The 14,312-nt window shown below is 45.0% G+C and carries 13 protein-coding genes; 3 read left to right on the top strand and 10 right to left on the bottom strand.

The annotated features are described in order from the left end of the window. The first annotated feature begins 103 nt into the window (after nucleotides 1-103). Genes NLX78_RS01860 through NLX78_RS01850 form a run of 3 tightly spaced genes read left to right on the top strand, consistent with a single transcriptional unit; the run spans nucleotide 104 to nucleotide 5,471 of the window. Nucleotides 104-1,516, top strand: a complete 1,413-nt coding sequence (locus tag NLX78_RS01860) for an efflux RND transporter periplasmic adaptor subunit (RefSeq protein ID WP_442952022.1) — start codon at nucleotides 104-106, stop codon at nucleotides 1,514-1,516. Beyond that, the gene (locus tag NLX78_RS01855; protein ID WP_254325855.1) at nucleotides 1,513-4,593 is read left to right on the top strand and encodes an efflux RND transporter permease subunit; all 3,081 of its coding nucleotides are present in this window, start codon (nucleotides 1,513-1,515) and stop codon (nucleotides 4,591-4,593) included. Before NLX78_RS01860 ends, NLX78_RS01855 begins: the two co-directional genes overlap by 4 nt. Further along, nucleotides 4,590-5,471 (top strand): TetR/AcrR family transcriptional regulator, encoded by an 882-nt coding sequence (locus tag NLX78_RS01850; protein ID WP_061831327.1) that lies wholly within the window; start codon nucleotides 4,590-4,592, stop codon nucleotides 5,469-5,471. Before NLX78_RS01855 ends, NLX78_RS01850 begins: the two co-directional genes overlap by 4 nt. Nucleotides 5,472-5,575: 104 nt before the next feature. Here NLX78_RS01850 and NLX78_RS01845 read toward each other — a convergent pair whose 3' ends face one another. The 10 genes from NLX78_RS01845 to NLX78_RS01800 form a co-directional block, all read right to left on the bottom strand. Beyond that, nucleotides 5,576-6,214: a GDSL-type esterase/lipase family protein gene (locus tag NLX78_RS01845; protein ID WP_069291687.1), complete on the bottom strand. Its 639-nt coding sequence runs from the start codon at nucleotides 6,212-6,214 to the stop codon at nucleotides 5,576-5,578. Between the two features lie 71 nt (nucleotides 6,215-6,285). After that, nucleotides 6,286-6,708 carry a GNAT family N-acetyltransferase gene (locus NLX78_RS01840; RefSeq protein ID WP_254349469.1) on the bottom strand — a complete coding sequence of 141 codons (423 nt, stop codon included), beginning with the start codon at nucleotides 6,706-6,708 and terminating at the stop codon, nucleotides 6,286-6,288. Between the two features lie 43 nt (nucleotides 6,709-6,751). Further along, nucleotides 6,752-7,306, bottom strand: coding sequence for a nucleotidyltransferase family protein (locus tag NLX78_RS01835; RefSeq protein ID WP_254349468.1), 555 nt, complete (start codon nucleotides 7,304-7,306; stop codon nucleotides 6,752-6,754). Nucleotides 7,307-7,325: 19 nt separating this feature from the next. Then, nucleotides 7,326-8,579 (bottom strand): MDR family MFS transporter, encoded by a 1,254-nt coding sequence (locus NLX78_RS01830; protein ID WP_254349467.1) that lies wholly within the window; start codon nucleotides 8,577-8,579, stop codon nucleotides 7,326-7,328. 54 nt (nucleotides 8,580-8,633) lie between these two features. After that, nucleotides 8,634-10,349 (bottom strand): ATP-binding protein, encoded by a 1,716-nt coding sequence (locus NLX78_RS01825; RefSeq protein WP_254349466.1) that lies wholly within the window; start codon nucleotides 10,347-10,349, stop codon nucleotides 8,634-8,636. A gap of 48 nt (nucleotides 10,350-10,397) precedes the next feature. Further along, nucleotides 10,398-11,462: a cobalamin B12-binding domain-containing protein gene (locus NLX78_RS01820; protein ID WP_254349465.1), complete on the bottom strand. Its 1,065-nt coding sequence runs from the start codon at nucleotides 11,460-11,462 to the stop codon at nucleotides 10,398-10,400. Nucleotides 11,463-11,654: 192 nt separating this feature from the next. Then, nucleotides 11,655-12,116 (bottom strand): MarR family winged helix-turn-helix transcriptional regulator, encoded by a 462-nt coding sequence (locus tag NLX78_RS01815; protein ID WP_013309820.1) that lies wholly within the window; start codon nucleotides 12,114-12,116, stop codon nucleotides 11,655-11,657. 200 nt (nucleotides 12,117-12,316) lie between these two features. Continuing rightward, nucleotides 12,317-12,766: a VanZ family protein gene (locus NLX78_RS01810; RefSeq protein ID WP_254349464.1), complete on the bottom strand. Its 450-nt coding sequence runs from the start codon at nucleotides 12,764-12,766 to the stop codon at nucleotides 12,317-12,319. Further along, the gene (rpiA, locus tag NLX78_RS01805; RefSeq protein ID WP_061831319.1) at nucleotides 12,766-13,434 is read right to left on the bottom strand and encodes a ribose-5-phosphate isomerase RpiA; all 669 of its coding nucleotides are present in this window, start codon (nucleotides 13,432-13,434) and stop codon (nucleotides 12,766-12,768) included. The genes NLX78_RS01810 and rpiA overlap by 1 nt, the downstream gene beginning before the upstream one ends. Before the next feature lie 60 nt (nucleotides 13,435-13,494). Further along, nucleotides 13,495-13,965 carry a GNAT family N-acetyltransferase gene (locus tag NLX78_RS01800; protein WP_250261749.1) on the bottom strand — a complete coding sequence of 157 codons (471 nt, stop codon included), beginning with the start codon at nucleotides 13,963-13,965 and terminating at the stop codon, nucleotides 13,495-13,497. Nucleotides 13,966-14,312: the final 347 nt, after the last annotated feature.

Genomic DNA, 14,312 nt, shown 5'->3' with positions numbered 1-14,312 from the left:
TTTTTTGTAATCAGTTGTTGACATGCCACAAATCAGGTCATATAATCCGCTTATGAACTAATGAGTTTATAAATAAACTTCAAAGTACAAAAAGACAGAAAGGATGATCATCTTGTTAAAACCCAGTCTCTACATATCTGCTATATTCATTCTTCTGTTCACCTCAGCTTGCTCATCTACAGGATCGAGTAATAATGAAGCAGCAGAACAACAAAAGCAAAAGGTGGAAGCGATGGTTGTTAAAAAAGAACCGCTGTCTGCTTCTTTTGACCTTTCAGGCACACTACAGCCCTATGAGGATACCTCCGTATCTTTTGAGTTATCCGGACTGATTCGCGACACAGTAGTCAATGTGGGAGACTCCGTATCCCAGGGGCAGATCTTGACGATGCTTGATTCATCCAGCTACCAGCTACAACTGGAGCAGGCTAGTACAGCTATTCTTGAAGCACAGGCAGGTATCAAAAATGCTACAGCTGCCATTTCAAGTGCAGATGCCTCCATTCAATCCGCCGACGCGCAAAAGGCAGCAGCTCAAGCTGGAGTTAACAAAGTGAACAAGGGGGCCCGTGAGCAGGAAAGGGCACAGGTCCGTACCAAAGTGCAAAGAGCACAGTCCGCTTTGACTAAAGCACAGGCTACCGCTGAACGCACCAAGCTTTTATATGATCAGGGAGCTGCAACCAAAAACGATTATGAAAATGCGCAGCTCGCTTTGACCAATGCCACCAAGGACCTGGAGGATACACAAGAAGCCCTCTCCTTAATCCAGGAGGGGGCAACATTGGAAGATCGGCAATCGGCAGAATCCAGCCTACAGCAAGCCCAAGCTGGGAAAGAAGCTGCTATCGCTGCGAAGGAACAGGCTGGAGCCTCCCGAGATAACTCAACTGCGGCATATCAGCAGGCGGTCATTGCCAAAAAGCAAGCCGAACTTTCCCTCTCCAAGACAGCTTTAAAAGCCCCCATTTCCGGCGTTATTCTGGAGAAAAAAGCAACGGTGGGACAATTGGCGAGCGCTGGACAGCCGGTATATCGTATCGGACAAATCGATAAGCTCAAGGTGCTGCTCCCTGTTCCCGATCATGAAATCACGAACTGGAAGCAAGGTCAGACAGTCCAGCTTCAACTGTACGATGAGAACAGAGAAGGAACGGTCAGTAAAATTTATCCGGCCACCAACACCAATACGGGCAGTATCAACGTGGAAGTGATTGTTCCTAACACCCAGCATGATTGGGCTCCGGGACAAGTCATAAAGGCAGGCCGCCAACTGACTCAGAGTGAGCAAATTTTGCTCCCAGCCAAAGCTGTCATTAATAACGGTACAGATACTTTTGTCTATAAAGTGGTGAACAACAAAGCGGTCAAGACGGTCGTGAATGTCGGTCAGATGTCCAACAATAAGCTTGAAATTACCAAGGGGCTGAATGTCGGGGATCGTATCGTTACCACCGGAGTAAACCTGATCTACGATGGGCTGCTCGTTCAGATCATGGGGGGAACGAGCAAATGATTGCATATTTTATCAAAAAGAAAAAACTGACCCTCTTTATTTTTATCATGGCGATTGTTGCCGGGCTATATAGTGTCTCTCAACTTCCCCGGCAGGAAACGCCGGATATTATCAAGAAAACCGCTGTGGTCACGACCCTCTACCCTGGAGCTACACCCCAAAAGGTAGAACAAACGGTCACGAAGCCTCTGGAACAAAAAATGAAAGAAATCAATCATATTAAAAAGATTTCTTCTACATCCGAAAATGGACTTTCGACGATTATCATTGAGACAGAAGGCAACGCCAATGCCGCAGAAGTCTGGGATACATTACGCAAAAAAATGAACGATGCCCAATCTTTTCTGCCCACAGATGCTCAAAAGCCTGTCGTTAACGATGATTTGAATAAAGTATTTATCCATTCCTACGCCATCACGGGGGACTCTGTGGAGCAATTGTATCAACTAAATGATATGGTGATATCATGGAAGGATCAATTAAAAACCATTCCCGGTGTATCGGAAGTAACAATCAAGGGATTACCGGATCAAGAGGTTCAGATTCAGATTGATGCTCAAAAGCTCCAACAGTACCATATCAGTTGGGAACAGCTCATGAGTGCAGTGCAGAAGGAAAATGAGCAATATCCGATAGGCAATCTGGATTACAATGAACGTACCTATCGCTTGAATGTAAAGCAGTCCAAGGATGCTCAGGATTTGAGTAAAGTCATTATTTCCAGAACGGACAGCGGCGCTCCTGTGTATCTCAGTGATGTGGGCACCGTATTGCTTACACATAACACCAGCAGCTATATGGCCTTTTTTAACGGTAAACCAGCTATTACGCTGACGATTAACGGTAATACCGGCTCTGACGTAGACACGATTTATAGCAAAGTAAATAAAGAAATGCAGTTGTTAAAACCAGATCTGCCTAATACGTTTCAACTGAATACGTTATTTTCACAGACCGAGCGGATTGATCATATTTTTCATGGCTTGACCCGTGAATTGCTGTTTGCCATTGCGGCGGTTGTGATCGTATGTACATTGGGCTTGAATCTGATTACATCCTCTTTTGTGGCACTGGCTATTCCTATTTCAATCGCCATAGGTCTCATTATTCTCCCTATGCTCGGAATAACATTGAATCAGGTTACGGTCATTGGCTTAATTATTGTAATGGGGATTCTAGTCGATGATGCTGTGGTGGTTAATGATAATATTGAACGCAGAATGATGACCTTGGGCGAGAGTCCCAAGATAGCAGCATTAAATGGAACGAAAGAAGTTTCCATTTCCATTTTGACCGCAACCCTGGCAACTGTAGCCTCCTTTGCCCCGCTGTTCTTTTTATCAGGCGATGCAGGCTCCCTTATCAAACCATTACCGTTTGCTGTTATCTTTACGTTATTGGCTTCCATGCTCATGTCCTTTACCGTCATCCCAATCTTTAGAGAATGGTATGGACAACGAAATCAAAAAACGCCCAACTCCACCATGAAGCCGTCGGGACTGCTGGGAAAACAAATTGATGCTCTTCGTAACGTATATACCAGCAAGCTGATTCCGAGAGTCATTAAGCAACCTGGATTATATGCTGCATTAGGATTATTGATCAGTACCACGCTGTACGGCATACTTGCTCTGATTCCGATCGACCTGTTCCCCAGAACCAACGATCCAGAATTAAGCATTAATGTGCGTATGCCTACAGGTACTTCTATAGAAGAAACCAAGCGGGTCACCGAGGATATTGCCAAATGGGTGAAGCAGCAACCTCATGTGGAAACGATCAGTTATGCGGCTGGCGGCGACGCTCCCCGGTTGTTTCAAGATATGACCGCTGACGCCAAAACAGGCACAACCGTGGGTCAAATTGCTATTATTGGGGAAGAAGGTGCATTTGATCCCGATGAAATGGCAGACAAATGGCCCTCCATCTTAAAGGATCGTTATCCGGGTCAATCCATTTCCTTGAAAATAGCTAAAGTGGGGGTGCCTCTCGGTAAGCCGATCTCCATTCGGATTTTAGGCAATGATGTAGATCAGTTGCGTTCGTTGTCACAGCAGTTAAAAGAAGGCATTATGGCTACCAGAGGAACACAGGACATACAAGATAATATGGAAAATGAAGGATATACGTTGGATTTCCAAATCAACAAACAAGCGATGGATCAATATCAGGTAAGCAATAATGATCTGACACGTACACTCTTGTTAATGGGTAATGGCGTGAGCTTTAGCCGATTTGATACGGGGAAAGATTTGATCAATATTAAGCTGAAGCTAAGCCAAACCGATCAAAATCCTGAAATTTTGTTTCAGCAATTGAATGTGACCAATGCCAATGGTATCCAAATCCCTTTATCTCAATTGGCTGAGTTGAAACCATCCTTTGCAACACAAAAAATTAACCATTATAATTTAAAACGTTCGATTACTGTTGAAGCTGAAGTTCACGGGCGTACAGCTTCCGAAGTCATGAAGGATGTCAAGCTTAAATTGCAGGATATTAAATTTCCTCCAGGCTACACTTGGGAAATTGGGGGCGAGATTTCAGGACAAGATGACATTTTATCAGAAATAGGATGGTTATATGTTGTCGTCATACTATTAATCTTCATGCTGATCTTTTTGCAATTTTATTCTTTCTCGACTCCACTCATCATATTGACTACCGTGTATATGGCAGCAGCAGGCGGATTTCTTGGTTTGTTCATTCTAAATACGCCGGTTAGTTTTATGGGCGTGTTGGGCTTAATGACCTTGGCAGGTATTGTCGTACGTAACGGCATTGTGCTGATTGAGTTTATTGAGGATGCAAGACGTGAAGGGATCGAACTGAAGGAGGCCGTTGTTGCAGCGACCAAAGCGCGTTTCCGCCCCATATTGCTTACTTCACTGACAGCCATTGTCGGTCTGATTCCGATTGCTCTTATTGGGGAACTTATGTTTAGACCTCTGGCGTATACTATTATGTTTGGATTGATGTACTCGACCATTCTTACGATGTTTGTGGTTCCGTCCCTGTATATGGTTATTGCCCGCTGGAAATTAAAGAGACAGAGCAAAAAATTGGGGGTACAATGAAAAAAATAACGAGTGAAGATATTATCTATGCCGCCCTTTCCCTGTTTTCTGAAAAAGGGTACGATGCCACCTCGGTGGATGAAATTGCCCGCGAAAGCGGGATGGTCAAGGCTTCCTTTTATAAATACTTTCAAAGTAAAGAAGAGTTGCTGCTGGGGACAATCGTCCTGATTGAAAAGCTTCTTGATGCAGATATTAAAGAACTTTATTTGAAGCACCAGCTACCTTCCCCTGAAAAGTTGAGACAACTGTATTTGATTGCGCTGGGCCGGATTTATAAGAATAAAGTTCATTTGCTGGTATACTCCGTCCCTTTAATCGGTTCTAAGGAAGAAAAAATCGCACAAGCCATTGATCGTGTTGAACTTTATTTGTCTAACGTGATGGTTGATTTCTTAATTGATGCTTATGGACAATCCATAAAAAACTATGCGTATGATATTGAGTTTGTCGTCAAAAGCATGATTGTCAATTCCCTCCGATTGAGCGATTCAGAGCTGTCCTGGACGGAGCAGCAAACACTGGCTGAATTTATGCTCAGCATTACGGATATGCTGGCACAAGGAATGCTGAGCCCTGATGTTCAACATCAAATCATGTGGGGCCGCGATTCCGTATTCCATGAAGATTCTGATCAAATCTGGACCAAGGGAAAACAAATCTCCTATGCACTGCAACGTATGGATACGGTTCTGAAACAAACTAAATTAAATGAAGCTGCCCGGAATGAATATGTGCAAATCCTAAGCAGATTAAAGGGTGAACTCTCGGAAGAAAACGTGGAAATAGCTCACGTGAAAGCCCTCCTTCTATTTTTGGGTCAGCTGCCCGAGTTACTGGAAGACTGCACCAAGCTGAAGGCTATATTGGAAGTTTAGCACGCCGAAATGCAGAAAAAGAGGTTCATGATGGTCAGTTGCTACTGCCATCATGAACCTCTTTCTTTAATATACTTTGTCCGATCCAAAGCATCCTCTCACGCTCACCGTAACGGCGCATAACCAAGCCGATTCAGCTCTTCTGCAATCACGCGATAACCACGACTGTTCGGATGCACCCGATCTAACGAAAGCAGTGCCCGTTCATAGCCCTCAAATGCGGGATAAATGTTCGCCACCCGATAATTTGGTCCGCCCAATGTATAGAGAAACGAGTTATACTGGCGCACATATACTCCCGCCTCCCTCACCCCTGGAAAAGGATTATATAATCCCACCATTCGGATGATAAATGGCTCACGCTGACCGAACTTTATCTGATACAGGGCATGTACAATTTGGCGCACATGTTCTTTTGTGTGATTCAACGCTTGCGGAATGGAAGAACCCGACAAGCCGGAACCTCCAGCAAGGGCGCTGATGTATGGGCGCAGATCATTTCCGCCGATCGTTACGGTTATAAGTTCAGCCCGGCTGAGCGCCGACCGAAAAAGCGGATTGTTGCGGACCATTGACAGCAACTCCTGCGATGTCAGCCCATTGATTCCGAGATTCTCGTAACTGACTGGCGTACGGAGATGTCTTTCTGCCATTCGCCGATAGATAGGTACAAATCCGCCGCTCAGCAACGTCCCTGCACCTGTTGTTAAAGAATCTCCAATCGCTGTGTAATGGTACGCCAATGAAACTCACCTCCCTCTTTCTACATAACATATCTTATGTAGAAAGAGGGACGCGGGACCCGGAGATTCGCTTATTCTTCGTCTATTTCATATACACAATGGAATTGCCCACCCTCTGGCAAATCCTCTGATCCATAGACGGCAAAGCCCACGTTGCGGAAGAAATCTGCCCCCTCCGCATCCGTGTCCACAGTAAGCCGTTTCGGATTACGCTCCTGAATGAGCGTAATCAGCATACCTCTGGCATATCCTCTATGACGGTTTTCAGGCAACACGGCCAGATGACGAATTACGGTTGTCCCATCCTCCTGCTCCTCAAAGCCGACAATACCTACAATAAGTCCTTCATCTTCTACACCGAACAGCTTCCAGTCATCCGAGGCTTGATAGGTACGTAAAGCTGCTTCTCCGCGTTCAGGGTGATCCAGTACAGCGTAGGTTAACAGTTCCAGAACCTCCTCACGATCTGAATCTGTTTTTATATTTTTAAACATTGTTTGTCGTCTCTCCTTAATATCCTGAAATTAGGATTACACTCTAATTCTCCATAATAAGCAACGGCCAGTTATCAAGCCATTGCTTCTCAAATACACGCTGACGAAAAGCCGTTGTGTGACGAAACAAAGGGCTTTGCCGTACCCGCATATCCAGTAAATCTTCCAATCCATGCGGACAAATGACCTCTATTTGATCCTTGTCATTCAATCTAACCGCTACAGCCGTTGCCGTCTCTGGCCAGCGGCTCATCGCATCCTCTACCGAGGAATACGGAGCCTCCCCGTTGCGAATATGCATCCGAGCCTGATTTTTGACAGACCAGTTACGTCCGGCCTGCTTACGGTTCAAGGACAATTCTAGATACTCATCTCGTTCCTCTAGCGTATTTTTCGGGTCAAAATAAATAACATCAATATCATTTAAAGGTGTAGCAGTTGTATAACCATGGAGCTTGTCCCAAACCCGGTTACGTACATAGCCTGCGGCAATACATCCTTGTGGCAACTTCAGCTCTCGCACATAGCGCAAGTCTTGCAGTACCTGCGGATCATTCATATATTGTATGATTCGTAGCACATTTTCTTCAGACTTCATCCTGCACTCAACTCCCTTTTTATGATGACAGTTGCTGCACCGATTCTCCTCCTTGAGCCACGATCTGTGCTGTACGCTGCACCAGACGGCGGCGTGCGACCAGAAGGAATGGAATACCAATCACAACCGACAGGGCAACCGGAACAAAAACGGCAAGCGGCGCCGTTTGACCATAGATATCCAGCAACCAGCCACCAAATAAAGGAGCCAGCACGCTTCCCAAATTATTAAAGCCGATTGTACCGAAGTAGGTCCCTTTATATTGAGCATCTGCAATTTGGTCAATCAATACGTCCAGCATCGTGAACAATAACACTTCACCAACCGTAAACAGCACCATATCCAGTATAAACATCCAGCCTGAGTTTAGCATACCGCACAGCAACAGGCTGATCGCAATACATATATTCCCTGCAATCAAAGAATTCACCGGGGAAAATCGGCTTGCCAGTCGCACCAGCGGATATTGAAATGCCAATACACAAACCGCGTTGACCGTCAGCATGTATGTAAACCATCGGGTTCCTTCTGCGAAGGATAAGGACAAGAATTGAGGCATTGTGGAATTGGAATGCGCATAGCCCATCACACAAAATACCGTTCCCAGCAAAATTGGCATAAACACCGGGTCACGGCTGGCTGTACGGAATGCCTCACCCATTCGCAGTGGAGCCTCTCCCGCTGTTGTACCTATATGCAGATCCGATGCATACCGGGCAAATTGGATCAACAACAGTACCCCATACAATGCGTACACACCAGCAGCAACCATAAACGGCGTACCCGTGGATGCAGATCCTAACATTAAACCAAGCAACGGTCCTGCCACCACCCCAACATTAATGGCCGCATATCTCATATTGTAGATAAGCAGTCTTTTCTCCTTCGGGGTTACATCTGATAACAGCGCCCGTGAGGTTGGCTCGAACAAGGATCTGCACAGTCCATTCAGAGCATTAATGACAAAAAAGGCCCAGGCCGCTTCCGCCAACGCAAAAGCAACGAATACAAGCGCCCAGCTCGCAATGGACACCAGCATCACCTTACGCCGTCCGATTCGATCTGAAATATATCCACCGTAAAAGCTGGCAAAAATGCCGACCAACGAGCTGACCGATACGATCACCCCCGTATGAAAGGGGGACACCCCTAAACGGGTGGTAAGGTAAATAGACAAAAACGGGATACTCATGGATGTCGCCATCCGCCCAAAAATAGTACCGACAATAATCGTCCAGGCCAGCGGGTGAATAGAACGCAACTGTTCTTTCATATATGTCTCTTACGTCCTCCTTCCGTATGCAAGTCTAACAAGGGGGAAACCTGGCTAGCACTGGTGAATATAACGTTCCAGTTCTGAACACGTTGCTTGATAGACAGATTGGAGCGCAGACAACTTCGCTTTCGCATTCTCGAGTCGGTTCTCCCGTGCAAGCTGTTCAATATCGGACAGCAACGAGGACAAACGTCCGACACCCAGACTCACGCTGCCTGATTTCAACTCATGAGCAGCCTCTACTACTTTTGTAACTTCGCCCGCAGCAGCCAGTTCATTTAACTTATTGATTTTGGCAGGTGTATCACTCGTATACATTTCGACCAATGACTCCAGTAGTCCCGTGCTGCCATCCTCGTCCAGCAGCATAATTTCACGTATAACTTCCTCATCCAAAATCGGCTCGGTTTCCGGCTTTGGAAGCCATTTTACAAGCTTTTCAGAGAGCTTTTCAATCGTTACTGGCTTCATCAAGTAATCGTTCACTCCAACCTCCTGGCTCCGTGCCTGATCCTCCTCGGATACATTTCCGGTCAAAGAAATGATCGGTACAGGGGGTTGCTGGTTTTCTGCTTCCCGCTGGCGGATCGCTTTTGCCGCATCATGACCATTCAGCAGAGGCATATGATGATCCATTAGAATACAAGCGTAGGATCGTTCGGAGGCCGCTCTTACAGCAGCTTGTCCATCCTCAGCAAAATCAATATGCTGGAATCCCAAGTGGTTAAGCTGCAATTGCACCACCTGCCGATTCACCCGATTATCCTCAGCCACCAAAATAGTTTGAGAATGACTATGCTCACGCAGCAACTCGCTAAATGCCTTCAAATCACCATTTTCATGCTTCTCCATTTCGTCTGCCTGCTCCGATCCTTTCATGAGGGGAATTTCAAACCAGAACGTGGAGCCCTGGCCTTCTTTACTGACGACCCCAATTTCTCCCTGCATGAGTTCCACAAATGAACTGCATATCCATAGCCCTAGACCCGTTCCTCCATATTGGGAGACGCTGCCTTCACCGGCTTGTACATAAGGCTGAAACAGCTTATTCTGATCCTCCGGTGAAATACCAATACCCGAATCCTGCACCTCAAACCGAACACGTTGGGAATCTTTTGTTTCCTCCACCAATTTTGTTCGAATGATGAGCAATCCTTCACTGGTAAATTTATTCGCATTGTTCAACAGATTGAGCAAGATCTGCATGATCCTTGCCGAATCTCCTTCCAGATGCTCTGCCACACCGGAATCGGTCTCTATACTCAAACGGTTACCCATCTGATAGATTTGTGGCTCCAACAACTGAGCAACGTGGCTCATAATCGCCTGCACTCTGACGTTTCCAATCTCGAGTTCCATCTGTCCTGCTTCCACTTTAGATATATCGAGCAGATTATTAATCATGTTCAACAACAGAGAGGCTGACTCACGTATGACACCGATGGCCTGCCGTTGATCTGGGGAAAGTTTGGATGAACCTAACATTTCAATCATTCCAAGTATTCCGTTCATTGGCGTTCTGAATTCATGACTAACCACAGCCAGAAAAGTGCTCTTTAGGTCATTAGCCCGTACCGCTTCTTCCTTCGTCCGTGTTAATTCCGCATTGCTTTTGGCAAGCTGACGCTGCAGATTGACCAGCTCGTTGTTCATTGATGAAAATTCATTCAGCAACTTTTCTTCCTCAGCCTTGCTTTTCACAATCTCATCCGTTAATTGTTCGACCGTTTTCCGCAGGACAGCCATTTCTGCTGTCGGTTCCTTCATATTAAAAGGCCCCCTTTACAAAATGACTACAGGTTCACATAACTAACCTTATTTCCTGAGCGAAAGTAAGTCCCCTGCAACCTCCAGCGCTTCCTCCGCACCTGGTGCGTATCCGTCCGCCCCTACTTCCTGCCACAAGTGGGAATCGAGATTAAAAGGCAAGCCTCCGACCATAATTTTCACATGGCTAGTCGTTGGGTCTTGCCGAATGAGAGCAATCAACTCTTTCACTAGATGGACATGGTAAGCCATGGTAGCTGAGATAGCCACCACATCCGCCTCGTAACTCACAATGGCCTGAAGCAGACTCCGGTTAGGTACATTGGCGCCTAAATAATACGTATCCCAACCATCCATTTCAAATATATCAGCCAGCATACGCAGACCAATTTCATGCTGCTCGCTGCCTACACACGCCGCCACGAGGCAGCGTTCCTTATTTCCATTTCCCATCCATTGGAGGTACAGGCTGGAAATAATAAATTGAGTCACAGCAGTGCAAAAATGCTCTTGACCAACGGTGATTTTGCCTTCATGCCATAGACGACCTATTTCATATTGCGAAATTTGAAAAATATATTTATACGTATGTTGAATAGAGATACCCTCATCCAGCAAACGGACGATCCAATCCAAAGCCTGTCTGCGATTACCTGAGAGTAAATGTTCCAAATATTGAGCCACGTCAGCAGCATAGGGATTATCATCTGTAATAAAAGAGGCATACTCCTCTTTCTTCCCTATTTGCTGTATCCCCAAATCCAGATGCTCCAGCACCATAGCTTTATCTGTATGATCGAAATGCTCTACCAACGTCTCCTGGATTAATCTGAAATTGATGCTCAAATCTTCTTGGGTTATGCCGAAACCCTCCAGAAGCTTTTTTAACCAAGAAACATACTGTGTAAATAAAATAGGGCTGTTCATGATTACACTTTCAGCTAAATAGTTCAAACTATATATAGAATCCTGTTTTGTCTTTATTTTACCGTTATCCCCAAAACGCTGCAAAAGATCGGGCTGTAATTCGTATTGCTTATGGGTAACTAATTCAGCCAAAGCTCCTGCTTGCATCAATAGCGATTCACCTGCGGTATATTGCTGTATACTCATGTACAGCTCCTTCCCCGACAAGGTATTGTATTCGAAACAGATACTGGGGATTTGTTCCAGACGTGACTATTAGACAATTATACCTGATTTGCGTCTATACATTAACCCTACTCCCCAAAATACGACAAAAAAATAAAATACCGAGAAGTCGGTATTTTATCTAAAAGCAGTTTTAACCTGCACACGCACAATTTATGATCCGTTACTCTTCTGCCCCTCAGCCGTGAGTCCAAGCTTTTTTAACAGATGAATAGCCTGCTCCTTCTCTTCCACAGATAAGCCATCTACGGTCTCCATAATGACACGATGATGCTGCGGGAATATTTGCTCAAAGAAATGACGTCCATCATCAGTCAATTCTGCATAAATCACACGCCGATCATCTTGTGATGCACGACGGGTAAGCAAGTTTTTTTTCTGAAGTTTATCTACCACATACGTAATATTCCCACTAGAGATTAGTACCTTTTCTCCAATCTTCTGCAAAGGCTGTGGTCCCCGATAATACAGCAGATCAAGCACACCAAATTCTGTTGTATTTAATCCATGACTATGAATGTCCCGATTCGTACGGGATGTGACCGAATTATAAGCACGAGCCAGAACAACGAACAAATTAAGCGCTAAGTCCTGATCATCTGGTTTTACAGACATATTAACAGCCTCCGTTACTCATATCTTTATTCCAAGATATCTTAATTGTGCACTTTTGTCAAGTTTAAGCGTTCACTTCCCCTGTTCCTACGGCCTATAAATGGAGGACTTACCGTCTATTATGTGAAGGTTACAGTTCATTATGTAAAAAAAGCCCGCTCTCAGTCAGTCTTAATGCACTGATCCAGAGAGCAGGACGATTATGTTGTAATCCCTAACTTCTTACGTAAAAACACGTAGGCAGCACGGCCGCATAATACTCCCAGAACGTTCAATATGATGTCATCTACATCCATTGTACCTGCGCCCAGCAGCATTTGGGACACCTCAAGAATGACCAGTGCGATCACTATCGTTAACAACAGACTGCCTATACTTCGCATGGACACCCAAATGATAGGCACAAGAATACCGAAGGGAATGAATACGCCAATATTGCCGAGCAAATTAACACCCCATACCCGAAAAGGAAACGACTCCATTGCCCGCCAGTATTGCCTGATCGTATCAAACGGAACAATATTATACGAATACGGGGGTCCTGGCCGTAATGTACGACCAAAACCGAGAAACATCCAATATAATAGAAACCCTGTATATAAAATCAATAACACCAACGCCATATGATGAAGCAGGCGGGTCCTAAACATTATTTGTTACGGACGTCGATCTGTCCATTGGCCCGTGCGATAATAACCTGGTCCGCCATATTAATGAACAGTCCGTTATCGACTACACCCGGAATTTGATTCAAGCGGATTTCCAACTCCTGCGGATTCTCAATCGTACCATAGCGACAATCAGCAATATAATTACCGTTATCCGTAAGGAAGCGCTCGCCGTCTTTCATACGCCACTCCGCCTTACAGCCTGTCTGCCGCAAAGCCTCCAACGTCCATTCACTGGCAAAGGGTACGACCTCAACGGGTAAAGGAAATGTACCCAGTACCTTCACATCCTTGGACTCATCGACAATAATAATTAATCGGTCGCTATTGCTTTCCACAATTTTCTCTCTCAGCAGGGCTCCGCCTCCACCTTTTACCAGCACCAGCTGCTCGTTCACCTCGTCTGCACCGTCGATGGTAACGTCAAGCCTTCCAATCTGATCAAACGGAATGATGGGAATTCCCAGCTCCCTGGCCTGATCCTCCGAAGCTTGGGATGTAGCTACAGCCTGTATATGTAATCCTTGCGCTACACGCTCACCAATTTTTTGAATAGCCCAAAAGGCTGTCGAGCCTGTACCAAGTCCTACTTTCATGCCGTCCTGAATCGCCTCAACTGCTTTTTCGGCCGCTTTTTGCTTCAAATTCATTATCATCTCTCCCGCTATATAGGCTAGTATTGATCATCATCCATTTTATAAGAGAACGCTTTATAATAACAGAGACAGCTTTTTACCATAACAAAGGCTGTTTTCATCGTGTTCATACTCCCCAAACCGTTCAATAGGTTCATATCCCCGCTTGGTATAGAGAGCAATCGCTTCAGGTTGAGCCGCTCCGGTCTCCAGTTTAATCCTTACAACTCCCCGTTTGCTGGCTTCCTCTTCCAAAAAAGATAATAGGCTCACCGCAATTCCTTGTCTGCGATAAGAGGAATCGACATAAAATCTTTTGAGCTCCATTTCTTCCGCATCTATAGGCCTAAGCCCTCCACAAGCCACCGGTTTTTCGTCCACATACACAACAGCGAAAACCATTTCTTTAACTTTCGGATTGGAAAAATCAACCAAGTAAATTTCGTTGGCAGGATACCTTTCCAGCAAGTCCTCATCCAGCCTTTGAATCAACTCATGCAGATCCTCGTGATGACTCTCAACCTTTAAAATCGTAAGCTTGGACATTCTTCTTATCCCTCTTCTCTTTGCATGGATATAAGGACTCATTTCGCAAACAATTCACAAAAACCGCGATAAATCAAGCATTTCCAACGTTAAATATGAAAAATGTCCCAAATTGATAAGTGCATTTGACTCTATTATAAAGTATGATGGTTTCTGTTGAATAGTTGCTTATGGACTGTAATAAATTCGAATTTCAAGTAGAAGTATAAATTGGAATATACTGAAACACAGATAGCGTTTACCTATTAAAAATTAATTTTTTATTGTGTAAGGTATTCATTTCAAGAGCTTTTCGTACGACATATATATAGGGATATCATACTTGTCTTTGAAAGGACTTAAGACCT

This window comes from Paenibacillus sp. Lou8.1 (assembly GCF_024213565.1).
Classification (GTDB): domain Bacteria; phylum Bacillota; class Bacilli; order Paenibacillales; family Paenibacillaceae; genus Paenibacillus; species Paenibacillus polymyxa_B.
This window is presented reverse-complemented; position numbering and strand designations above follow the sequence as displayed.

Coding starts and splice junctions, on each gene's coding strand:
- NLX78_RS01860 (WP_442952022.1), top strand. CDS start 104: ATGATCATCTTGTTAAAACCCAGTCTCTACATATCTGCTATATTCATT.
- NLX78_RS01855 (WP_254325855.1), top strand. CDS start 1,513: ATGATTGCATATTTTATCAAAAAGAAAAAACTGACCCTCTTTATTTTT.
- NLX78_RS01850 (WP_061831327.1), top strand. CDS start 4,590: ATGAAAAAAATAACGAGTGAAGATATTATCTATGCCGCCCTTTCCCTG.
- NLX78_RS01840 (WP_254349469.1), bottom strand. CDS start 6,708: ATGTTTAAAAATATAAAAACAGATTCAGATCGTGAGGAGGTTCTGGAA.
- NLX78_RS01835 (WP_254349468.1), bottom strand. CDS start 7,306: ATGAAGTCTGAAGAAAATGTGCTACGAATCATACAATATATGAATGAT.
- NLX78_RS01830 (WP_254349467.1), bottom strand. CDS start 8,579: ATGAAAGAACAGTTGCGTTCTATTCACCCGCTGGCCTGGACGATTATT.
- NLX78_RS01825 (WP_254349466.1), bottom strand. CDS start 10,349: ATGAAGGAACCGACAGCAGAAATGGCTGTCCTGCGGAAAACGGTCGAA.
- NLX78_RS01820 (WP_254349465.1), bottom strand. CDS start 11,462: ATGAGTATACAGCAATATACCGCAGGTGAATCGCTATTGATGCAAGCA.
- NLX78_RS01815 (WP_013309820.1), bottom strand. CDS start 12,116: ATGTCTGTAAAACCAGATGATCAGGACTTAGCGCTTAATTTGTTCGTT.
- NLX78_RS01810 (WP_254349464.1), bottom strand. CDS start 12,766: ATGTTTAGGACCCGCCTGCTTCATCATATGGCGTTGGTGTTATTGATT.
- rpiA (WP_061831319.1), bottom strand. CDS start 13,434: ATGAATTTGAAGCAAAAAGCGGCCGAAAAAGCAGTTGAGGCGATTCAG.
- NLX78_RS01800 (WP_250261749.1), bottom strand. CDS start 13,965: ATGTCCAAGCTTACGATTTTAAAGGTTGAGAGTCATCACGAGGATCTG.